This window comes from Streptomyces diversicolor (assembly GCF_057537855.1).
Genome location: NZ_BAAJXA010000007.1, coordinates 67,711 through 90,220, shown reverse-complemented (window position 1 = coordinate 90,220; position 22,510 = coordinate 67,711). Strand labels below are relative to the sequence as shown.

The window sequence follows — 22,510 nt, the reverse complement described above, 5'->3', positions numbered from 1 at the left end:
TCAGACGATCTTGACGGTGGTGCCGCCGTTTTCGAGCGCGGTGGTCTCGTCGGCGGGCGCGGTGCTGTCGGTGACAAGGATGTGCACCAGGGTGGAGGGGCCGACGCAGGCATGGGTGGTGCGGCCGAGTTTGCTGCCGTCGGCGGCGGCGATGACGCGGCGTGCCGAGGCGATGACCGCCTTCTTCACCGCTGCTTCGTCGAGGTCGTAGGCGGTCATGCCGTCGCCGGCGGCCAGGCCGCAGCAGCCCAGGACGGCGGTGTCGAAGCGCAGCGCCGACAGCGAGGCGAGGGTGAGGGGTCCGGTGAGGGCTCCCTCGCCGGCGCGGGGCCGGCCCCCGGGGACCAGGAGCGAGGTCGCATCGGGGGCGTCGCTGAGGATGTCGATCGCCTGCAGTGACAGGGGCATCACGGTGACCCGCCGTCCGTGCAGCAGACGTGCGACTTCCAGACAGGTCGTGCCGCTGTCGAGCAGGACGGCCTCGCCGTCGGTGATGAGCGAGGCCACCTCCGCCGCGATCCGGCGCTTGGCATCGATCGCCTCGTGGGCGCGCAGCGCGAAGGGAGGTTCCTCTCCCCGCAGAAGGAGGGTGCGCGCGCCGCCGCGGAACCGTTCGAGGACGCCTTGCGCGGCCGGCATGGAAAGAGCGCTGCGCATGTCTCGCGTCGTGACATTCGTCTATTTCGTACTCAATGGCACGTTGCTGGGCATGTGGGTGGTGCAGATCCCGGCCATCGAGGAACGCGTGGGCATCGGCCACGCGGCCCTGGGCGGGTTCCTTGTGCTGTTGGGCGCCGGGGCCTTCGCCGGCATGCAGATCGGCGGGCGTCTGTCCGACCGCCTCGGCACACGCACCGTCGTACCGCTGGCCGGAGCGCTGTGCGCTGCGACCCTGGTGCTGCCCGGGCTCGCCCGGCAGCCGTGGGCCCTCGGAGCGGCCCTGGTGCTCTTCGGATTCGGAAACGGCACCCTCGACGTCAGCATGAACGCGCATGCCGTGCAGGTGGAGAAGGCGTACGGGCGGCCTGTCATGTCGGCCTTCCACGCCACGTTCTCCGTCGGCGGTGTGCTGGCCGCGCTCGCCGGTGCCGTGGCCATCGACATCGGCTGGGGCCCGGCCATGACACTGGGCACCGCCGCGGGCGTCGGCGTCATCGTCGCCCTGGTGTCGGCTCGCGGTCTCCTGCCCTCTGCGGCGACCGCTCCCGCGGTCGATGCCGAGGCCGGGCCCGAGGTGCAAAAGCGCGCTGTGCCCAGCCGGATCTGGCTGCTGGCCGTCCTGGCCCTGCTGGTCATGCTGTGCGAGGGAGCCGCCAACGACTGGAGCGTCCTGCACCTCAAGTCCGTCCTGGACGCGCCGGAGAGCACCGCCGCCTTCGCCTACGGGACTTACGCGGCGACCATGACCATCGGCAGGCTCCTGGCGGACCGGCTGTCCGCGCGGTTCGGGCCGGTCGCCGTCCTGCGGTACGGCGCGGCTCTGGCCGCCGTCGGCATCACGATCGTGGCCCTCTCTCCCTGGATCTGGGCGGCGCTGACCGGCTGGGCACTGTTCGGCCTGGGCCTGTCCGGCTGCATCCCGCAGCTGTTCAGCGCCGCCGGACACGCCGACCCCACGGCCGCGGGCACCAACGTGTCCCGGGTCGCCGGGCTGGGCTACATCGGCATGCTCGCAGGTCCCGCCGTCATCGGCTGGATGACCCATCTGATGGCTCTCAACCACACCTTCCTGCTCCCCGCCCTGCTCTGCGCGACGGCCGCCGTGGCGGCCGGCGTCCTGCGGACCCCGCCGGACCGGGCGCGCGCGGTCGAGCTGACCTCATGACCGCCTGCGCGGGGCGACCTGACCGCGCGCCGCGCAGGCTTTGTGCCCGGGCTCGTTCCCATCAGGCGTCTGTCCTGCCCGCGCTGCCGTGGCACCGTGCCCCGTGAACGGTCCGCCGACGGGCCTCCGTCTCGGCTCGACCTGTTCGGCGAAGTGTTCCCGGGCCGCACCGCCCACGCGGCCGGCCGCGGGGCACGTGCCCAGCCGGAGAGGGAACCCCGACTAGACTCCTCCGCGTGTCGGTGGAGCCAGGGCGGCGGGGGCGGGGGCGTCCTCGCGCCAGTACGCGCGAGGACGTCGAGTCGGCGGCCGTCGCGCTGATGCGGCGCGACGGCTATGAGAACGTCACCGTCGCCTCGATCGTCTCCGCCGCCGGTATCAGCCGGACCACCTTCTTTCGCTATTTCGGCTCGAAGCCCGGGGTCATCTGGTACGCCTTCGACACCACGATCGAACGCCTGGTCGCGGCGATCGCCGCAGCGCCCGCCGACGCCGACGCGCTCGACACGGTGCGGGCGGCCGTCGTGGAGTCCACCCGGGCCGCGGTCCAGGACAGCCCGGTGTGGCTGGAGCGGTTCCAGCTCCTCGACACGGTCGCCGAGCTACAGGCGGAATCCCACCGGCACTGGGAGCGGTGGAAGGGTGTCATCGCCGAGTACATCGCGGGGCGTCCGGGCGGCGCGCCCGACTCGGTGATCGCCCTTGCGGTCGCGGGCGCGTTCCACGGCGGTTTCGTCGCCCAGCTCCGCGCCTGGCAGGACGACCGGGATCGTGACGCCTTCATCGCTGACCTCGACCGGAACATGGGGCACGTCGCGGCCCTGCTCCGCCCGTTGCCCTCCGCGGATCCGGACTGAACTCCCCGATCCGACGCGCGTGTTCCGCCCATCCCTCTCACCGGCGGCGGCAGCCTGCCCTCCCACCCCCCACCTTTTATGGAACCCCGTACCGAAAATATTTGTGGTACGAGGTACCATAAACCCGGTGCGCGTTCGACGAGGCCGCTGCGGCACTGGGCGGCGCTGACCCCCTCCGGGGGACACCGGCACCACCCGACAGCGGAACGAAAGGCTCCACCCCATGAAGGCATGGCAGTTCACCGGCATCGACGCACCACTGCGCCTGGTCGACCTGGCGGACCCCCTGCCCGGCCCGGACGAGATCGTGGTGGACGTGAAGGCGGCGGGCCTGTGCCACAGCGACGTCAGCTTCGTGGACGGCACCATCACCGCACTGCTCGGATCCGTCCCCATCGTGCTGGGCCATGAGACCGCCGGCATCGTCTCCGCGATCGGCAGCGACGTCCACACCTTCGCCATCGGTGACCGCGTCGGCATCCCCGCCACGACGGAAGGCCCCGGTACCGCCGTCGACGGCGGATTCGCCGAGAAGGTACGCGTCAAAGAGCGGCTTGTCGTCCGCCTCCCCGACGCGGTCGGCTTCGAGCAGGCCGCACCGGCCACCGACGCGGCGCGCACCGCCTACCGGGCCGTGCGCACCTTCGGCCGCGTCGAGGAGGGGATGAGGGTCGGCATCATCGGCTTCGGCGGACTGGGCTCCCTCGGTGCGCAGATCGCCCGGGCCTTCGGCGCGCAGGTGTACGTGGCCGAGATCAACGAAGCCGTCTGGCCGAACGTCCGGGACTTCGGGCCGGCGGCCCTCTCCGCCGACATGCGCGACTTCGAGGATGCCCAGCTCGACGTGATCATTGACTTCGCCGGTTTCGGCACCACCACCGCCTCCGCCATCGACGCCATCCGGCACGGCGGCCGGGTCGTGCAGATCGGCATGGCCCGCGAGTCCGCGACGCTGTCGATGCAGAAGATCATCCTCAAGGAGATCACCCTGGTCGGCGCCTCCAACGGGGAGAAGGCCGAATGTGAGGCCGTGCTCGATCTGATCGCCCAGGGCAAGATCAGCTCCAGGATCGTGCCGATCACCTTCGACCAGATCCCCGAGTACCTTGGCAAGCTCCGCGACGGCCAGGTCGACGGACGCGCCGTCGCCGTGGCCCCCTGAGCCCCTCACCCGCCGCGCCGTGGCGCGCCGAGGCCGCACCACGCCGGTGCGGGGACGGGCACGCTGCACACTCCCACCCCGCACCGGCGCGACCTCACTCCCGTACGGCGGCGGCCAGCCGCTCAGCGACCTCCTCCGGTGACGTCATCCTGGCGATCTCCTCCTGAACGGCCTGTGCGCGCAGCCGGTATCCGCTGTCGGCCAGCACCTCTGCGACGGCGTCGCGCAGTTGCCCCGGCTTCAGATCGCCCAGGTGCCCCGGCCGGACCGGCAGCGCGATCCCGCATCCGGCCGTGTCGACCGCGGCAGCCTGCACGAACTGGTCGGCCCCGAGCGGAAGCACGGCCAGGGGAAACGCCTTCGCTCAGCGCCCCGATGACCGTGCCGGCTCCCCCGTGGACCAGCGCGGCGTCGGCGCCGACGATCTGCCGGGCCAGCGGCTGAAAGGGCACCACGGAAACGTTCTCCGGCGATCCCGCAACCTCCGGCGGACCGCGGACTCCTCGCTGCCGGATGGGGCACCGGGCCGGCGGTGCGGGTCAGGGCTGTGTGCCGCCGCTGGGGAAGGCCGTGGACGGGTGCAGCCGGAGCGTGACCGCCGCCGTTCCGAGCGCGGGCACGTCGACCGGGACGATGCCGCCCGGTTCCGGGCTGAGTTCGTCCGGTGCCTGGCCCAGGTAGCTGGTGCGGAACGCCTCGGCGAAGGGGAACGGGATGCTCAGGCGGCAGGTGACCGGGGTGTCGGCGGTGGACTGCAGTCGGACCATGACGCTCCGGTCGTCCGGGACGGTCAGGCCCACGAGACGCACGCGGGGGTCCTCCACGGTCAGGAACCGCAACTGTGCCGGCGACTCGGGCCGGTTCACGGCACGGGCGCGGACCGCCACGAGCGGGTGGCCGGTGACGGCCGCGGTGCGCATGGCCAGTTGTTCACCGAGACCCGCGAGGGTGTGTGCGCCGGCGCCGGAATCCGCCGCGGCGGCGGCGAAGCCGACGCTGTAGCGGAAGACGTGGTCGAATGCCTGCTGGGCGGGGAAGTTCGTGTCCCAGATGTTGTTGTGCACCCAGGAGAAGACGGTGGCCGGTTCCTCCTGCGGCAGGGACTGGGGGTAGGGAACGTAGGGGATGGCGATCCCGCTCAGCTGGACAAGGGGTACGTCGGTGGTGGCCAGCGCGGCGTGGTGGCGGCCGTCGCTCAGGCTGATCCAGCGCCGGACGGCTCGCATGTGCGTGGCGGAGCCGGGAACGCTGCCAAGTCCGGTGCCCGTGACGCCTCCTGTGGCTTCCATGCGTACGGCGGGGTCGTCCAGGGCGAAGGGGAAGGCGAAGAACGCACTCTCCTTGGTCAGGGTCGCGGGTTTGTCGATGCGGTTCTCTATGTCGATGCGCGCCGCGTCGTGGGGGAGGTGCACCCGCGTGCGCAGCCGCCGGGTACCGGCCGGGGCACATTCATAGGTCAGCGTGTGACCGGTGGCGTCAACGGTGCGCTCCACGAGCGCCGCCGGTGGTGCCGTACGGCGCGAGGCGAGCAGATGCATCGAGTCGTCGGCGACGGTCTTGCTTGACTGGTGGTTGAACGCGCCGGCGGTGGCGTACTCGTCGTACACATAGCCGTTGAAGCCGATGACGGCGTCCTGCCGTACGAGTTCGCGCCCGGTGTGCTTGTCGAGGATGGAGCCGATGCACGCGTTGCGCAGATCGACCGTGACCCGCAGGTGATCGTTTTCCAGAACGGCCGGATCAGCGGACGGCTGTGCGCTGTCGCCGTGCTCCGTGGCGGAGGCGACGCCGGGGAGGATGTCCAGGCGCACGCTTCCACAGGCCGGCACGTCGGTGAGGGGCACCCGCAGGAACCGTCCGGCGGCCCGGTGGCGGTCGTTGCTCTGGGCCTCCTCCGTGAAGGACAAGGACGTACCGGTGCGCGCATCGAGAACCTGGACGGCCTCGTCCTGCGCCACGGTGCTCTCGGGCAGGAAGAGCCGCGCCGTCTCGGTCCGCGGCCAGCTGCATGTGTTCACGACGTGGTAGGAGGCCAGGGCGCCCGGGGCGGGCGCGAAGGCTTCGCCGAGCAGCGCGGCGGCGGATTCCAGCAGTGTCTCCGCCTCGTCATGGGCGCGCAGGGCCTGGGAGTACTTCCAGTGCCACTGCTTTTCACCCGATCCATGGCCGTGGTCGCCGTGCGTCCAGGGATCGCCGGCGCCCCAGGTGTGTTCGTTGAACAGCGAGGCCGCACGGTAGACCGTCGGTGCCGCCTCGGTGACGGCCGGGCTGCCGGGCACGGCCAGGAGCCGTGCGTAGCCGGCCACGGTCTGCGCCTCGGTGAGGGCGGCCTGACCGCGGCGCGTGGCGGCGAGCGGGACGGCGCCGGCGCCGATTCCGTCGACCCACCAGTCGCTCCAGTCGCCCTGGTGTGTCTCCAGGCGGTCGCCGACGCGCTGTTCGGCGTCCTCGAAGAAGTCCTCGTTCCGGGAGGCGCGCAGTTGGGGGAAGGCCCATTGCTCGTTCCAGTGGCGCACGGTTTCGGAGATGATCCGGCGGGGCGGGCCGTTGTCCGCGAACTTGCCCAGCACCCGCAGGTGCAGCACGTCCCAGGGGTAGGGCTCGGCTGTGACGGTGTGGTCGAGGATGGGGAAGCCCGGGATCCCGCGGCCCTCGTGGGGGTAGGGGAAGTCGGCCAGCGCACTGAGATAGGCGGGCAGGAGGTCGTCGACGTGGTCGAAGGACTCGTCGAAACCGAGGATGGAGCCTTCCATGTACGCCAGGCCGTGCGGTGTGTCCGTGCGCCACACCAGGACGCTGTTGCCGCTGGGAGCCTGCCAGCGGAACAGCCGCGGCAGGTGCTCCCCGCCGACGAGGTGCGGTACGGCACGCCCGGCCCAGTTGTGCGCCACGGAGAGATAGCGAATGCCGTTGTCCGCGAGGACATCGGGCAGCCCGACCACCTGGCCCGGCACATCGGTCTGCATGGCCGTGCGGATGTCGATGCCGTGCCGGTGGCGCAGATCCAGCACGGGCCGGATGAGCTCATGCAGCTCGTCGGTGGAACAGGTCTCCGTATGGAGGTTGAACGGCATCGCCGTGAGTTCGATGCGGCCCTCGCGTACCCGGTCGAGGAAACGCTCGATCTGGCGGTCGGGGCGGTTGGCCCGCCAGTCCTGGAAGGAGTGGAAGCCCTCGACGGCCCACCGGAATCGGGCGGGCTCCGGCCAGTCGTCGGTGTCGTCGCACAGTTCGAGCAGCGAGTCGAGGTAGGCGCGGTGTTCGGCCATCACCCGTCCCTGGGGGTCGGTGTAGCCGATGTCGAGGTGCGAGTGCTGTACCAGGTGGAGCGTCCAGTGACGCTGCGGGCGGGCCTCGAAGTCGAACCGGGTGCCTTCTTCCAGGTCGGGAAGCTCGATCAGCAGACGTGTCGGCGCGTCCACTTCGGGCACCAGGATGCGGGTGTCGGTCCCGGGGCCGGGAAGGATCTCGCAGGGGACGGGAGTGCCCCCGCTCGTGGTGACCCGGGCCCGGGTGACGCGCGGCAGGGTGTCGCGCGAGGCCGCGCCCGGGCGGCGCAGACGCAGCCGGACGGACTGCAGCAGTCCGCCCTTGCCGTCACGGCGCAGCAGTGGCTCGCCCGACAGATGCAGCCGTATGCCGCCGATGCCGGCGCTGGTGGTGACCACCCGGTCACGCAGGATGTCGCGCGCGATGTCGGAGTCCCACCAGGAGGGCCGGGTCAGTGGTGCCTTGGACATGGTCCGTGGATTTCCTTCGGGTCGAGGGACGATGGTGCGCGGCCAAGGCGCGGGTCACGAGCGGGGGCGGTGAACTCGCCGAGGACGGTGGCCTCAGCGGGTGGTGCGGGCCAGCGTGGCGAAGATCTGGACCATGGCGGACTGTTCCAGGGTCTCGGCCGGAATCCGCGGATCGTAATCGCCGCCGCCCGAGGGCTGGAAGTGGAACAGCCCGGTTGTGGCGTCCCGGTTGCCGGCGTACGTGCTGTCCGCGTAGGCGCTCATGGCCTTGACGTAGGCGGAGTCGGGGCGGACGGCGTCCAGGGCGAGCAGGTCCTTGAAGTAGAAGGTGTTGAAAATGGCCGGCTGATCATGCAGACGGCTGCCCTGAGTCCAGTACGCCAGGGAGCCGCGAGCGTCCTCGACCGCCTTGTTCAGGTAGGCGGCGTCGCCGGTGCCGCGGTAGAGGGCGGTGGCCGCGCCGATCATGGAGCCCGAGTTGTACGTCCACAGGGTCGGGTTGGTGCTGCCGTCGTCGCCGCGGTCGTTGGCGTACAGGCCCGGTGACTGGCGCATGCACGAGTACACCCAGCCGTACCACTGCTCGGCCTTCTCCAGGTAGGTGCGGTTGCGGGTGTGCTCGTAGAGCCGTGCGGCGAGCTGGGCGGACAGGGAAGTGACGTTGGTGGCACGGACGGTGTTGTCGGGTGAGTCGAACCAGTCCATCCCGCCGGGACATGCCTTCGCGGGGTCGGTGTCCCAGGCCCGGATGACGACGGCGACGACCTGCTCGGCCCGGGTGAGGAACGTACGGTCGCCGGTGCGCTCGTACTGGTCGAGCTGACTCAGCGCGACCACGGCGTTGTCGTCGTAGTACACATCGCCGCCCGATCCCAGCGGGGCGGGCAGATAGGACTGGTAGCCCGGCCGGTCGCCGGGCGCGAAGTACAGCTCGATGGTGTTGAAGCGCTCCGCCGCATCCGGGCGGTAGACGGGGCCGGTTCGGGGGAGCTGCTGCATGTCCACGGTCGCCGCGGCGGCCTCGCGCATCGGCCACAGGTAGGAGTGCTCGCGGTCCGTCGCCTGCCGGGGTGTGCGCTCCAGGTACAGGCCGTGCTGGTCCGCGCCCTCGTACAGGTGGGTCTGCAGGGCGTTGTAGGCGCTGGTGGCGCGGTCGGCCCACACAGTGGGGGACATGGGGTGGGGGCGTACGGGGTGAGCGGGCCCGGCGTGCGCGGGGACGGCACTCCAGAGCAGGACGGCGCAGGCGGCGGTCACGGTGGCACGACGGAGCAGCGATCTCAGCATGGTTACCCTTCGGAGCGAGGGAGAAGATGAGCGGGGGCGAGCAGGGGCGAGCAGGGGCGAAGAGGAACGAGGAGAGGCGCAGGAGCGCACGGATCAGCGGTGGATCTTGAGGCTGCTGACGAAGAAGCGCTGTGCGGAGAAGAACACCACCAGGGTCGGCAGGGAGACGAGCAGGGCGCCGGCCAGCACGACCGGGGGCCCGACATTGGAGTAGTTGCCCTGCAGATCGGCGAGCGCGGCCATGACGGGCCGGATGTTGCGGCTCGTGGTGAGCGTGATGCCGAACATCAGGTCGTTCCAGACGGCCACGAACTGGAACACGAACACGGCGATCATGGCGGATCGGGACAGCGGGACATGAATCTGCCAGAACAGCCGCCACCAGGAAGCACCGTCCATGCGCGCGGCTTCCACGACCTCCCGCGGCAGGGTGAGGGCGTAGTTGCGCATGACGAAGAACGCGAACGGAACGGCGATGGCCGTGTAGATCAGCACCAGCCCGATCTGTGTGTCGTACAGGGACGACTTCGCGTAGGACAGGAACAGCGGCCGGATGAAGACCTGCAAGGGCAGCAGGGTGCCGGAGTAGATCAGCCAGAACCACAGCGCCTGCCGCTTCACGGGCATGATGACGGTGGCGAACGCGGCGCATGTGGCCAGCACGACGGCGGCGAGCGCGCTGACGACGGCGTACAGCAGACTGTTGCCCAGCGCGGGCCCGAGTTGGGCCTTGTCAAGGGCCTGGGACATGTTGTCGAACAGTCCGAAGCTCTGCGGCAGCCAGTGCGGGCTGCCCGAGTAACGTTCGGCCGGCACCAGTGCGTTGACGACGAGGAGCCATGTCGGAACCAGCCACAGCACGGCGAGCACCACGACGGTGGCATTGCGTAGACCTCGGCCCAGGGACATCGGTTATTCGCCTTTCACATCGAGCTGTCGGCGCAGATAGATCCAGGAAGCCGCCAGCACGATCACGGTGAGGACGACCGCGATCGCCGCTCCCGCGCCGGGCCGCAGTTCCAGAAAGGTCTCGTTGTACATGGACACCGCCAGGGTTTCCGTGGCTCGTCCGGGGCCTCCCTGGGTGAGCACCCAGATCAGGTCGAACGATTTGAGGCCGTTGACGAGGCTCATGCCGATCACGATGATCGAGACCGGTCTGAGCTGGGGCAGGATGATGTGGCGGAACTGCTGCCAGCCTCCCGCGCCGTCCAGGGCACCTGCCTCGACGGTCTCCGGCGGGATGGACTGCAGGCCGACGAGGAAGAGGATGACGGCCACGCCGGTGGCCTGCCAGGCGTTGGCGAGGATCATCACGACGGTGTTGCCCGGCCAGGTCAGCAGCCATCCCTGGGCGAGCGAGCCCAGATGCAGGCTGGTCAGGACCTGGTTGACGGCGCCGTCGGTGGTGAGCATGAAGTTCCAGACCACCGCCACCGCGGAGCCCGAGAGCGCGTAGGGAAGCACGACGCACAGCCGTGCCAGCCGCGACCAGCGGGTGGCGTTGGTCAGGTAGGCGATGGCAAGCCCGAGGACGAAGGGGAGCAGGACGGTGCCCGCCACCCACATCAGCGTGTTCTGAATGGAGCGGGCCAGCGCCGGGTCGGAGGCGAACAGCGAGTAGTTGTCGAACCCGCTGAAGGGAGAGGTCCTGGTGTCGCTGAAGAAGCTGCGATACAGCGTCCACACGAAGGGGGCGAGCAGGAAGGCGGCGACCAGGAGCACCGCCGGAGCCATGAACGTCCCGGCCGCCAGGCGTTCACGCCCTCTGTGCCAGGTGTGCGGTACGGGAGAACGGCGGGCGTCGCCGGGAGGCGCTGCCGAAAGTCCGCCGCCGGCCGTGGACGTACGGTGCTCGGTCGAGGAAGTACTCATGCTTCGTCACGCCTCCAGGCCGCCCATTCGTCTTGTGCACGCTCTTGCATCCGGCGCAGCGTGGTGGCCGGCGAAGTCTGCCCGGCCATGAAGCCGCCCAGGTCGTCGCTGTTGCCCTGGATGAGGCTCGGTGGGCTCGCTTCCCAGTACCTGATCAGCGGGAGCCGGCGCTCCTGCGCGATGCCTCGCTGCAGTTCCGCCACGACCGGGTTGGCCGAGCGCACCGTCGGATTGGCGGAGCTGTCCTGAAGGAAATCGCTCCACACGCGCTGGACGGGCGGGGCGAGCCAGGACCCGGCGTTCGCCATGGCCGCGGCATGCGAGGAGGCACGGGTGGGAACCGCGAAGACACCCGACTCGGTGATCACACTCTTGGGCGTGGAGGGCCGCACCGTGGGCAGGATGAACGCGCCGTAGTCGACGCCCGGTTTCATACCGACGGCGCTCATCCCCTGCGCCTGCCATGTGCCGTGGAGGAACATGCCCACGGTGCCGGCCTTGATCGCGCCGGGGCCGCGGGCCTGGTCGAAGTCGGGCGATGTCATCCAGCCCTTGCGCATGAAGTCGTGCCAGATGTCCATCGCCTGGCGGGCCGGGGCGTCGAGGTAGGAGGCCGCGCCCGCCACGAGCTTCTGGTAGAAGCGCGGATCGACCTTGGTGACGAGTTCCTGGAACCATTCGATCGCGGGCCAGCCCCCGACCTGGCTGGCGAGGAACGGCGTGATCTTGTTCCGTTTGAGGACGTCCGCGCAGTGCAGCAGTTCGGCCCAGCTCCCCGGGACCGACAGCCCCAGCCTCTTGAACACCGGCTTGCTGTAGAACAGCACGTAGTACGACTCGTACAGCGGAACGCCGTAGACCTTCCCGTGGTACGACACCGTCTCCCGTGTCGCACCGCGCACCCACCCCTTGGCCGCGTACCCGTCCCAGACGTCCGACAGGTCGGTGAGCCCGCCCGCGCGTGCCAGGCGCTTGAGCTGGTAGCCGGAAGCCCACTTGACCAGGTCGGAGGCCTTCGAGGTCTGCAGAGTCATCTGAACGACCTGCTGATAGGACGTCACCGAGGGATTCGACAACGGCCGCAGCGCATAACCGGTGATCTTCCTGAGTGCTTGGCCGGCCGAGCGGTACCCCTCGTCCCAGGTGGCGTTGTCATTCGAGATGCTCGTGGTCCCCGGCTGCGGGGACGTGCTGTCTCCGCGAGCGCAGCCTTCCACCGCGAGAGTGACCGCGCCTGCGGTCATCCCGGCGAGAAAGCGACGCCGGGCGAGCGGCGCTGCTGCGCGGCGGGGCGTGCCTGCTGTCATTGATCACCTTCACCGAACGGGCCACCTGCATGGCCGGATGTGAGCCAGTGAACACACGTGGGGCCAGGAGAAACGCCTGAATTGCCGGGTGCGTGTTGCCCGGAGGTTAACGACAACACTCCGGCGACATCAAGGGTTCGTCGCCATCTGAAGTCGTCGGTGAGTCCAACAGTCCAAAGAACAGCAGGTCAAATGGGAGTTGGTCATTGAAATCCGTTGGGGATCGAGGGGTGGACCGCTTCGGCCAGCTGTTGTTATCGTTAACGAACATCGTGGAGCCTAACGAGGAGAAGATGTGCCGTCCGCGTCTCGTTCGTACGATCCCCACCCCAGCTACCCGCCTGTGGGCGGGCAGGTGGTCGTCGGCTGGCCGGCCGCGGTCGCCGCGCTGCCGCCGGGTCCGCTCGTGCTGTCGGTGGACGGTCCTGCCGCGCTGGATTGGGGTGCGCTGACCGACGGCCTTGCGGCGGCCGTACGCTCCGCGGGGCGTGAGGTGGAGCTGCTGGACGTGCGCCGCCACTGTGCGCCGGCAGGTGCCGAGCGGATCGCCGCTCGGCCCGTCCCCGCCGACGACCCCTTCTTCACCCCCCTGTCGAAGGCGCGGGTCGCGGATCTCTTCGACTCCGTCCCCCGGGCCGAGAAACCCTCGGGCGACGGCGTACTCGTGGTGTTCGGGCCGGGCGCGGCCCTGTGCGGGCCCGATGTGCTGTGGTACGCGGACCTGCCGAAGCGGTACGCGGAGGCCGCCGTGGCACACGGACGGCTGCCAGTGGGCGCCAACCTGGGCCGCCCCGGCGAACCCGGTGATCTGGTGCGGCTGTTCTACACCGACTGGCCCGTGCTGGACCGGCACCGCGACGCGTACGCGGCACAGGTCGAGCGGTGGATCGACATGCAGGACGCGGCATCGCCCGCCTCACTGGACGGCGCCGCGCTGCGCGCCACCCTGGCCCGCCTGGCCCGTGGGCCCGTGCGCACCCGTCCCTACTTCAACTCCACCCCGTGGGGCGGCCAGTGGGCGGCGAGCGAACTGGGCTTCACCCCGCAGGCCGGCAACACCGCCCTCGGCTACGAGCTGATCGCGCCCGAGGCGGGCGTCCTCGTCGGCGACAAGAGCGGGCCGCAGGTCGAGATACCCTTTCAGCTGCTCTGCGTCCTTCACCCTCAGGCCATGCTCGGCGAGGAGGTCCACCGCGTGTTCGGCACCTCCTTCCCGATCCGGTTCGACTACCTCGACACGGTCGGGGGCGGCAACCTGTCCCTGCACTGCCACCCGCGGGAGCGGTACATGCGGGAGGTGTTCGGCTGGCCCTACACCCAGCACGAGACGTACTACGTCACCGCCAGCGAGCCCGGTGCCCAGGTGCTGCTCGGTCTCACCGAGCACGCCGACCTCGACGTCATGCGCCGCCAGGTGGAGGACGCCATCACCCAGGGCACCCCGCTGCCCGTCGAGGACCACATCCAGACCCACCCGGCCACCGTGGGCCAGCTGTTCATGATCCCCGCGGGCACCCCGCACGCCTCCGGCGCGGGCAACCTGGTGCTGGAGGTGAGTGCCACGCCGTATCTGTACTCCCTGCGCTTTTACGACTGGCTCCGCAAGGACGCCGCCGGCGCGTCCCGGCCCCTGCCCTACGAACACGGCTTCGCCAACCTGGACACCGCTCGACGCGGCCAGGACGTGACGAAGGACCTGATCCAGCAGCCGCGCACGCTGCGCACCGGCGAGGGCTGGCGCGAGGAGGTCATCGGCGCCCTGCCGGAGATGTTCTACGCGGTGCACCGCCTCGTCGTGGCCCCGGACGCCGACATCGCCGACGACACCGCCGGCCGCTTCCACATCCTCAACCTCGCCGCGGGCGAGGGCGCCGTCATCGAGACCCGCGACGCGGGCAGCCACTTCCTGGCCTTCGCGGAGACCATCACCGTGCCCGCCGCGGTCGGCCCCTACCGCGTCCGCTCGGTGGGCACCGGCGAGGTACACATCGTCAAGGCCCTGGTGGTCGAGCCATGACCGGGGCCGTCGCCGAGCGAGCCGGTGCGCCGATCCCCGTTCTCGACATCGGCGGAACACATGTCACCGCCGCCCTCGTCGACCCCGTGACCAGCCGCCCTCTGCCCTCCTCGGTGCTGCGCAGGCCCCTGGGCGCTGACGCCGCGGCCGACGGCATCCTCGACGCCATCGCCCTGGCCGCCCTGGAACTGCCCGCCGAGCACCGGCTGCGCTGGGGCGTCGCCATGCCGGGCCCCTTCGACTACGACACCGGAATCGGCCGCTTCACAGGGATCGGCAAGTTCGAGTCCCTTTCCGGCGTCGACGTAGGGGCCGGTCTGCGCCGGCGGTTGGCCCACCGGGCCGAGCGACTGTGCTTCCTCAACGACGCCGACGCCTTCGCCATCGGCGAATATCACGCCGGCGCCGCCGCGGGGCACGAGCGTGTGGTGTGCCTGACGCTGGGCACCGGCGTGGGCTCGTCGTTCCTGCGCGGCGGCCGGCCCGTGCACGACGGCACACACGTGCCCCCTTGCGGTCATGTGTACCGACTGACCGTGCACGGCCGGCCGCTGGAGGACCTGGTCTCGCGCCGCGCCATCCGCGCGCATTACGCCCGCCTTGAGGGCGTCGCGGACGAAGCTCTCCCGGACGAAGCCCTCCCGGACGTCCACGTGATCGCCGCGCTGGCCGGCGAGGGCAACTCGGCCGCTTTGGAGGCTTTCCGCTACGCTTTCGACACCCTCGGCCAGGCCCTGGCCCCATGGATCGACCGCTTCGAGGCCACCGCGGTGGTCATCGGTGGTTCCATGGCCCAGTCGTGGGACTTGATCCACCCCGCGTTCGTCGCAGGGCTGGCTCGGACCGGTGGGACCACCGCGCGCGTGCTGCCGGCCAGGCAGCCCGCTCAGGCACCGCTGATCGGGGCCGCCCACTGGGCACACGACACACCGGGCGCGCCCTGAGAGCTGATGCCGGATCCGGGACGCCGCCTGGGCCGGCAGGAAGGAGAAGGGGCCATGACCGCTCGCCGAGGCGGCGGGCCGACCATGCATGACGTCGGGAAACTCGCGCAGGTCAGTGCCATGACGGTCTCGCGGGTGCTCAAGAACGACCCCGGCGTCTCCGAAGCCACCCGCGAACGTGTCTTCGCCGCGGTCGACCGTCTCGGCTACCGCCGCAACGAGACCGCGCGCAGCCTGCGGCTCGGCGGCAGCGGGATGATCGGTCTCGTCGTCACCAACCTCGCCAACCCGTTCTACTCGCGTCTCGCCCTCGGGGTCCAGGAAGTCCTCACCGAACACGGCTTCCGGATGCTGCTCAGCAACACCGGCGAACGAGTGGAACGCGAGCCCGGCCTCGTCGACGGCCTGATCGACCACCGGGTCGAGGGACTGATCGTCGTCCCCGCCGGCAGCCGGCAGCAGCACCTGGCCGCCGCCATGCGCCATGTCCCCGTCGTCCTCGCCGCACGGCCACCGGCCGGACTCGACACCGACTGCGTGCTGGTCGAGGACTTCCACGGGGCCCGCGAGGCCACGGCCTGCCTCCTGGCAGAAGGACACACCCGCATCGCCTTCCTCGGCAACCCGCCGGCGCTGTACACGGGGGCCGAACGGCTGCGCGGTTTCTGGGCGGCACACGAGGAAACCGGCGTCGAGCCCGACAACGCCCTCGTACGGCAGGGCCTCGTCGACGCCGCGACGGCCGAGCAGGCGGTGCTCGAACTCCTCGGCCTGCCCGAGCGACCCACAGCACTGTTCTGCACGAACAACCGCATCAGCCAAGGCGCGATCCGGGCGCTCTACAAGGCCGGGATCACCCTTCCGCTGGCAGGCTTCGACGACTTCGACCTCTCCGACATCCTCGGTCTTCCGCTGACGCTCGTCTCGTACGACGCTGACGAGATCGGCCGGCAGGCCGCACGCCTTCTCATCGAGCGCCTGGGCCACCGGGATTCCGAACCGCCCGCCTCCCGCCGCGTCACCGTCCCGACCCGCGTCGTCCGCTACGGCCCGCACTTTGGCGAACGCGTCTGCGGTACACCGCCACCCAGCGCATGACGACCGCCGGGAGCACTCGCCCTTGACCAGCCACCGGACCACGGTGGCCAGTTGAGGCATCTCTGCGCCAACCCTGCCGTGAGCGGAGCCTGTTGCCGCTGGGCTCGCCGTGCTCCGAACGGCGTGCCCGGGACGGCTCAAGAGCCGCCGTCTGAGTGAGGTCGCCCCGTCCCGCGGTTCATCCGCTGCTGCGAGGCGCGTGATCGGGCCCCAGGGCGGCCTTGGTCAGGGTGATCGCCGTGCGTACGGCACTGGTGACGGCCTCCTCGGGATCGAGCCCGCACAGATCGGTGAGCGTGAACAGGGCCTCGGCGCTCACCGCCACCGCCAGGTCGCGTTTGAGCTGGGCGAACGCATCCGGGTCCGCCGAGCCGAGCGTGTCCTGCGCGGGCAGGAGCGCGTGGTCGATGAGGCCGAAGCGGATCCCGGGCCGGGCGGCGACGGTCTCGGGACGGGTGATGGTGGCCGCGATCATCGCGCGCACGGAGCCCTGGCGCGCCAGGATGCCGCGAAGCAGGTATGCGCAGGCGAAGGCGACGCGTTCGACGGGATCGGTGGACTCGGCGACGGGTGCCAGCGCCACGGCGGGGGGTGGCCAGACGCCGGCCAGAGCCTCCGTGATCAGCGAGGGGAGATCGGGGAAGTACCGGTACGCGGTCGCCTCGGACACCAGGGCCGCGCGGGCGACGGCGGGCATGGTCACTTCGGCACCCGTGTCGATGAGACCCCGGGCTGCCGCCACGATCGCCGTCCGGGTGCGCAGCTTCTGGTTCGTGCGGCCGGCGCCGGTGTGCGTCCCCATGCTGAGGCTCCCTCCGTCGGATCTGCCCAGATCCTAACATCCGACCCTCGTTATGAGAGCTGGCTTGCATAACGAGCGTGTGCCCTCCTACCCTCGTGAGAGTCAACTCTCATGAAGGAGGCGTGATGAGCACGGTTTCCGTGATCGGCCCGGACGACGGCGAGACGATCCATCTCGGTGCGACGCGGATGCGCATCCTGGAGGACGGGAGTACCACCGGGCACCGCCTCGGCATCGGAGAGATCACCATCGCCCCGCACACCCAGGGCCCGCCCCAGCACCGCCACGCCCAGCACGACGAAGGCTTCTACGTCGTCTCCGGCACCGTGCACTTCACCATCGGGGACACCACCCATGTGGCACCGGCGGGCACACTCGCCATGATCCCGCCCGGCGCCCCGCACACCTTCGCCAACCTCGGTGACACGCCCGCGGTGATCCTCAACACCTTTACGCCTGACCTGTACGTGCAGTACTTCCGCGACCTGCGGGCCATGATCGCGAGCGGTCAGGATCTCACCCCGGAGTCGACCATCGCGGTCATGAGCCGCTACGCCACCGTCCCCGCAACCGACTTCGCCTGACCGGACCGCACACCGTCCGCCACAGCCCACCTCTCAGGAGCATCCATGACCACCACCCACACACTCGCTCTGGACCAGGGCACCCTCGACGTCACCGTCGGGCGCGACGGGCAGCGGGGGCGGCCTTTCCTGCTCCTGCACGGAGGCGGCGGCCCGCAGACCGTCACCCCCTTCGCCGCTCTCCTGGCCGAGCAGCGGCCGGCCAGGGTCTTCACTCCCGTCCACCCCGGCTTCGACGGAACCGACCGCCCCGCATGGCTGACCGATGTCACGACCCTGGCCCAGGTCTACGCACACCTGCTTGAGGAACTTGCCCTGCACGACGTCGCCGTCGTCGGCAACTCGATCGGCGGCTGGATCGCCGCCGAACTGGCAGCCCTGGGCAGCGACCGGATCAGCAGCGTCACCCTCGTGAATGCCGTCGGCATCCCCGTCCCCGGGCACCCGATAGCCGACACCTTCTCCCTGACCCCCGTCGAGCTGTCGCGCCTGTCCTTCCACGACCCGTCGAAGTTCCGCTTCGACCCCAGCGCGCTGACCGAGACCCAGCGCGCGGTGACGGCCGCCAACCGGGCCGCTTTGCAGGTCTATTCGGGCCCGCACGCCATGGCCGATCCGGCCCTGCCCGCACGCCTCGCCAAGGTCACCCACCCCACCCTGGTCGCTTGGGGGGAATCCGACCAAGTGGTGGACACCGACTACGGCCGCGCCTATGCGCAGGCCATCCCGGACGCGGAGTTCCGTCTGCTGGCGGGCACCGGCCACATGCCCCAGGCCGAGACCCCCGAGCAACTGCTCCCGGTGCTGTGGGACTTCGCCGAGGCCCACGCCACCGACCGGCCGCGCTCCTGACCGTCGTAGGACGCACACGGCACAGCCACCGGCAAAGAGTCCGTAACCGGGGTGAAACGTCAACGGGTCCATGCCCTGGCGCCGTTGCGACATGTCGCAGCTGTGACACCCGAGGGCCGTGACATGTGCTTGGACATCAGCAGATTCTTTCGGATGGCGCGTGACCACACGCTGAACGAAAGGTGCTCGGCTGATGGCATGGATCCGCCTGACGGCGGCGATATCGACAGGACTGCTCCTGACCGCTGGGAGTGTGCAGTCCGTGTCCGCGCAGACATCCGAAGTGGGCGCGGCGGGACCCGCCGCCGTACCAGGGGCCCACCCCACGACCCTGCGGCTGGTGACCGGCGACCGCGTGAGCGTGACGCCGGGCGCCGACGGCCGGAACACCGCGTCGGTGGAGCCCGGGCCGGGGCGCGAGGGGATCGTGTTCCGCACATACCAGGAGGACGGCGGCGACCTGACGGTGCTGCCGGCGGACGCCGCGGACCTGGTCGCCGCCGGGACGCTGGACCGGCGCCTGTTCAACGTCACCACCCTGATGGCCCAGGGGTACGACGAGGCGGCCGGCTCGCTGCCGCTGATCGTCTCCGCCGCACCGCGTCCCGGCCTGGTCCGGACGACGGCGAAGAGCGAGAAGGCCGCGGCCGCCGTCGCGGACCGGGTCGCCGCGTTCACCATGGCGTCCGCCGACGAGCGCCGCCTGGACAGCATCGACGCCCGGTCGCTGCGCGTGGCGGTCGGCGATCTCGGCGCCTTCTGGAAGACACTCACCCCCGGCGACGCATCCGGCGCGGCCCGTGCCGCGGCGACGCCCCGGGTGTGGCTGGACGGCAGGGTTTCTCCGGTACTGGATCGCACTACGGCGCAGATCAACGCGCCGACGGCGTGGCAGGCCGGCTTCGAGGGCCAGGGCGTGAAGGTGGCCGTGCTGGACACCGGGGTGGACGCGCGCCATCCGGATCTGGTGGGACGGATCGCGAAGTCCAAGGACTTCTCGGGCAGTTCCAACACCGAGGATCACTTCGGACACGGTACGCATGTGGCGTCGATCGTGGGGGGAACGGGTGCCGCGTCGGCCGGGAAGCGGCGCGGTGTGGCGCCGAAGGCGGAGCTGCTGGTCGGCAAGGTGCTGGGCGACGACGGCTACGGTTCGGAGTCGCAGGTCATCGACGGTATGGAGTGGGCGGCGGCCGAGCACGCCAAGGTCGTCAACATGAGCCTCGGCTCGGACGGGGCGTCCGACGGCACCGATCCGATGAGCCAGGCCGTCAACACGCTCTCCGCGTCGGGTGACACCCTCTTCGTGGTCGCGGCCGGCAACTCCGGCCAGAACGGACCCTCGACGATCGGCTCGCCGGGTTCGGCGGATGCCGCGCTGACCGTGGGCGCGGTCGACCGCGACGACTTGCTCGCCTCGTTCTCCAGCCGCGGCCCCCGCCCGGGTGACAAGGCCGTCAAGCCGGATGTGACCGCACCCGGTGTGGGTGTCGTGGCCGCGCGCGCCGCGGGCACCACGATGGGTGATCCCGTCGACGCGAACTACACCAGCGCGTCCGGTACGTCGATGGCGACCCCGCATGTCGCGGGGGCGGCGGCATTGCTGGCACAACGGCATCCGCAGTGGACGGGGCAGCAGGTGAAGGACGCCCTGACCAGCACGGCCCGCACCGTGGCCGGCACCGGGGTGACCGAGCAGGGCGGCGGCCGGATCGACGTCGCCGCCGCGATGGGAGCGGTCACGGCCACCGGCGGCGTGACCCTGCCCGCCCTGCAGACGGGCGCCGGCGGGCAGCGGCAGGCGGCGGTCCTGCACTACACCAACACCGGTGACCGGCCCGTCGACCTCAAGCTGACCGCCGCCCTGGCGAACGCCGACGGCATCCCCCTGCCGTCCGGTGTCGTCACGCCCGCGGCAGCCACCGTGCACCTCGCTCCCGGTGCCTCCGCCGACGTGCCGCTGAGCACCGACGCCAAGAACGCCAAGCGCGGCTCGTACTACGGCTATGTCACCGCGAGCCGCGCCGACGGCACGGTGGTCGCCCACACCACGCTCTCCCTGGTCGTGCACGCTCCGCAGCACCGGCTGACCGTGGTCGTCCGTGACCGCGACGGCAAGGTGCTCCCCGGCTGGCTGCCGACCATCTGGGGCGCCGACGGCTTCGTCTCGTACACCAGCGCCGAGCCCGCGGTCGCGGTCGTCGAGGAGGGCACGTACCAGGTCGACTACGGCACGCTGGACAACGCCGCCGACGGCCAGGAACTGCGCGAGGTGATCAACCCGCAGGTGACGGTCGCCAAGGACACCACGGTGACGCTCGACGCCTCGAAGGTCACCGAGGTGCGGATCCGCACGCCCAAGCCGGCCGAGCAGCGGGGCATCCTCAGCTACCAGACGTACCGCAAGATCGACGGCCACGGCCTGCTCCAGGGCGTGATGTACTTCGACATCGCCAAGCGGATCTACGTCAGCCCCACCGCCCAGGTCACCGACGGCACCTTCGAGTTCGCCTCCCGATGGCAGATGACGGCGCCCCAGCTGCGGGCCGAGGTGTCCGGCACCTCCTCGGCCTTCACCCCGTACTACCTGCCGACCTCCCCTGTCTTCGACGACAAGGGTGTCCGTCTGACCGCGGTGGACGCCGGCGCGGGCACTGCCGCCGACCTGAGGGCCGCCCGCGTGCGCGGGAAGCTCGCCGTCATCCGCTACGACTACGGCGACGACCGGGCGCTTGCGCGGGCGGCGGCGGACGCGGGGGCCAAGGCGCTGATGCTCGTGATGCCGCAGGGCTCCTACCCCTGGACGCGCTGGCACCCGGAGGGCGACCGCCTGGCCCTGCCCGTCATGCGGGCCGGCACGGCGGAGGGCACCGACCTGCTCAGGCGCGCCGCGAAGCGCTCCACCTCGGTGAACTTCTCCGGCACGGTCCGCAGCCCGTACCTGTACGACGTGATGCAGGTGTCCCAGCAGCGCATCCCCGAACACCTGGTGCACACCGTCTCCGACCGCAACAGCGCGGTGGTGCGCGCCGCCTACACCCGCACGGGGGCCTCCGCCTGGACGAGCGAGCAGCGCTTCGGATGGCGGCCCTACCAGAACACGGCCTGGAACCAGTACACCCGCGACGTGCCGACCGGCCAGGAACGGACGGAATATGTGACGGCCGGTGACACGCGGTGGAGCCACACCGTGCACCACGACACCGTCATGGACCGGGACGTCGAGCTGGGCGCCGGGATGCGTGACGCGGCCCACACCTACCAGCCCGGACAGCGCGCCACCGAGCGGTGGTTCGCGGCCCCGGTGCGGCCGTCGATCCCGCACGGTGTGACGGGCTGGCCCGCCTCGGCGCGCAACGGCGACACCCTGTCGTTCCACATCGCGGAGTTCACCGATTCCGAGGCCGGCCACTGGTCGTTCGCGGAGCGCTCCGCGCTGGGCGGCATCGGCACGGGAGCGGCCGCGGCGGCCGACGCGAGCGACGTGGCCCGCGCGGAGCTGTACCGCAACGGCCGGCGCGTCGCGCAGTCCGACAACGGCGCGTGGGGCGACTTCGAGGTGCCCGCGGGCAAGGCCGGTTACCGGCTCGACCTGACCACCGCCCGCGCCTCGTCCGACTGGCGGTTCGGCACCGGCACCACGACCTCCTGGACGTTCAGTTCGGACACCGCGGCGACCAGCGCCCTGCTGCCCCTGCTCCAGGTCGACTACGCGGTGCCCGTGGACGTCCGCAACGCGGTGGGTCCGCGCCGGTCGCACACCGTGGGTCTTCGCGTGCGCATGCCGGACGGCCTGGCCGCACCGCGCGGGGTGTCGCTCAAGGTCGAGACCTCGTACGACGACGGGCGGACCTGGACCACGGCCCGTACGAGCCGGCACGGCGGCGGCACGGACTTCACCGCCACCGTCGAGCGGCCCTCCTCGGTGCACGGGGACGCGTTCGTGACGCTGCGTGTCACCGCGACGGACGCCGCCGGCGACGGCGTCCGGCAGACCATCGACCGTGCCTACCTGCACCGCGGGCCATCCGCGCGGCGGTGACGGCGGAGCGGTACAGCGAGTGACACCGGCGGGCGCCGGGGCCGAGGAGCCCCGGCGCCCGCCGACGCTTGCACCAGGGCCTTACAGTACGAACGTCAACGACATCCGGCCGCTTCGC

General features: G+C 70.8%; 17 protein-coding genes. 9 read left to right on the top strand and 8 right to left on the bottom strand.

Features of this window, described 5'->3' with window-relative positions; all coding sequences use genetic code 11:
- Complete coding sequence (locus tag AC27LF_RS10230; RefSeq protein WP_479662667.1) at positions 1-657, bottom strand: DeoR/GlpR family DNA-binding transcription regulator; 657 nt, start codon at positions 655-657, stop codon at positions 1-3.
- On the opposite strand from AC27LF_RS10230, the gene AC27LF_RS10225 reads away from it, so the two are divergent.
- The 3 genes from AC27LF_RS10225 (at position 638) to AC27LF_RS10215 (ending at position 3,844) form a co-directional block, all read left to right on the top strand.
- Complete coding sequence (locus AC27LF_RS10225; RefSeq protein WP_479662666.1) at positions 638-1,825, top strand: MFS transporter; 1,188 nt, start codon at positions 638-640, stop codon at positions 1,823-1,825. The two genes, AC27LF_RS10230 and AC27LF_RS10225, sit on opposite strands and share 20 nt — an antisense overlap.
- A 236-nt stretch (positions 1,826-2,061) precedes the next feature.
- Positions 2,062-2,682: an acyl-CoA-like ligand-binding transcription factor gene (locus AC27LF_RS10220; RefSeq protein ID WP_479662665.1), complete on the top strand. Its 621-nt coding sequence runs from the start codon at positions 2,062-2,064 to the stop codon at positions 2,680-2,682.
- A gap of 223 nt (positions 2,683-2,905) precedes the next feature.
- A complete protein-coding gene (locus AC27LF_RS10215; RefSeq protein ID WP_479662664.1) occupies positions 2,906-3,844 on the top strand; it encodes an alcohol dehydrogenase catalytic domain-containing protein in 939 nt (312 codons plus the stop codon).
- Between the two features lie 94 nt (positions 3,845-3,938).
- Here AC27LF_RS10215 and AC27LF_RS10210 read toward each other — a convergent pair whose 3' ends face one another.
- The 6 genes from AC27LF_RS10210 to AC27LF_RS10185 all read right to left on the bottom strand — a co-directional run bounded on the left by AC27LF_RS10210 (position 3,939) and on the right by AC27LF_RS10185 (position 11,990).
- Complete coding sequence (locus AC27LF_RS10210; RefSeq protein WP_479662663.1) at positions 3,939-4,187, bottom strand: nucleotide disphospho-sugar-binding domain-containing protein; 249 nt, start codon at positions 4,185-4,187, stop codon at positions 3,939-3,941.
- Between the two features lie 196 nt (positions 4,188-4,383).
- Complete coding sequence (locus tag AC27LF_RS10205; protein ID WP_479662662.1) at positions 4,384-7,584, bottom strand: glycoside hydrolase family 38 N-terminal domain-containing protein; 3,201 nt, start codon at positions 7,582-7,584, stop codon at positions 4,384-4,386.
- 93 nt (positions 7,585-7,677) lie between these two features.
- Entirely contained in the window at positions 7,678-8,760 is a 1,083-nt protein-coding gene (locus tag AC27LF_RS10200) for a glycoside hydrolase family 76 protein (RefSeq protein WP_479662661.1), read from the bottom strand.
- A gap of 204 nt (positions 8,761-8,964) precedes the next feature.
- Positions 8,965-9,780: a carbohydrate ABC transporter permease gene (locus tag AC27LF_RS10195; RefSeq protein WP_479662660.1), complete on the bottom strand. Its 816-nt coding sequence runs from the start codon at positions 9,778-9,780 to the stop codon at positions 8,965-8,967.
- 3 nt (positions 9,781-9,783) lie between these two features.
- Positions 9,784-10,746, bottom strand: coding sequence for a carbohydrate ABC transporter permease (locus AC27LF_RS10190; protein ID WP_479662659.1), 963 nt, complete (start codon positions 10,744-10,746; stop codon positions 9,784-9,786).
- The gene (locus AC27LF_RS10185; RefSeq protein WP_479662791.1) at positions 10,743-11,990 is read right to left on the bottom strand and encodes an ABC transporter substrate-binding protein; all 1,248 of its coding nucleotides are present in this window, start codon (positions 11,988-11,990) and stop codon (positions 10,743-10,745) included. The genes AC27LF_RS10190 and AC27LF_RS10185 overlap by 4 nt, the downstream gene beginning before the upstream one ends.
- Positions 11,991-12,348: 358 nt before the next feature.
- Between AC27LF_RS10185 and AC27LF_RS10180 the strand changes: the two genes are divergently transcribed.
- The 3 genes from AC27LF_RS10180 to AC27LF_RS10170 are packed head-to-tail and all read left to right on the top strand — an operon-like array spanning position 12,349 to position 16,112.
- Positions 12,349-14,070: a class I mannose-6-phosphate isomerase gene (locus tag AC27LF_RS10180; protein ID WP_479662658.1), complete on the top strand. Its 1,722-nt coding sequence runs from the start codon at positions 12,349-12,351 to the stop codon at positions 14,068-14,070.
- Entirely contained in the window at positions 14,067-15,014 is a 948-nt protein-coding gene (locus tag AC27LF_RS10175; RefSeq protein ID WP_479662657.1) for an ROK family protein, read from the top strand. The genes AC27LF_RS10180 and AC27LF_RS10175 overlap by 4 nt, the downstream gene beginning before the upstream one ends.
- A gap of 54 nt (positions 15,015-15,068) precedes the next feature.
- Complete coding sequence (locus tag AC27LF_RS10170; RefSeq protein WP_479662656.1) at positions 15,069-16,112, top strand: LacI family DNA-binding transcriptional regulator; 1,044 nt, start codon at positions 15,069-15,071, stop codon at positions 16,110-16,112.
- Positions 16,113-16,290: 178 nt separating this feature from the next.
- Here the strand turns inward: AC27LF_RS10170 and AC27LF_RS10165 are convergent, their stop codons facing one another.
- The gene (locus AC27LF_RS10165) at positions 16,291-16,914 is read right to left on the bottom strand and encodes a TetR/AcrR family transcriptional regulator (protein ID WP_479662655.1); all 624 of its coding nucleotides are present in this window, start codon (positions 16,912-16,914) and stop codon (positions 16,291-16,293) included.
- Between the two features lie 125 nt (positions 16,915-17,039).
- On the opposite strand from AC27LF_RS10165, the gene AC27LF_RS10160 reads away from it, so the two are divergent.
- The 3 genes from AC27LF_RS10160 (at position 17,040) to AC27LF_RS10150 (ending at position 22,392) form a co-directional block, all read left to right on the top strand.
- Complete coding sequence (locus AC27LF_RS10160) at positions 17,040-17,498, top strand: cupin domain-containing protein (protein WP_479662654.1); 459 nt, start codon at positions 17,040-17,042, stop codon at positions 17,496-17,498.
- Positions 17,499-17,543: 45 nt separating this feature from the next.
- A complete protein-coding gene (locus AC27LF_RS10155; protein WP_479662653.1) occupies positions 17,544-18,350 on the top strand; it encodes an alpha/beta fold hydrolase in 807 nt (268 codons plus the stop codon).
- Positions 18,351-18,543: 193 nt separating this feature from the next.
- A complete protein-coding gene (locus tag AC27LF_RS10150; RefSeq protein WP_479662652.1) occupies positions 18,544-22,392 on the top strand; it encodes a S8 family serine peptidase in 3,849 nt (1,282 codons plus the stop codon).
- Positions 22,393-22,510 lie beyond the last annotated feature (118 nt).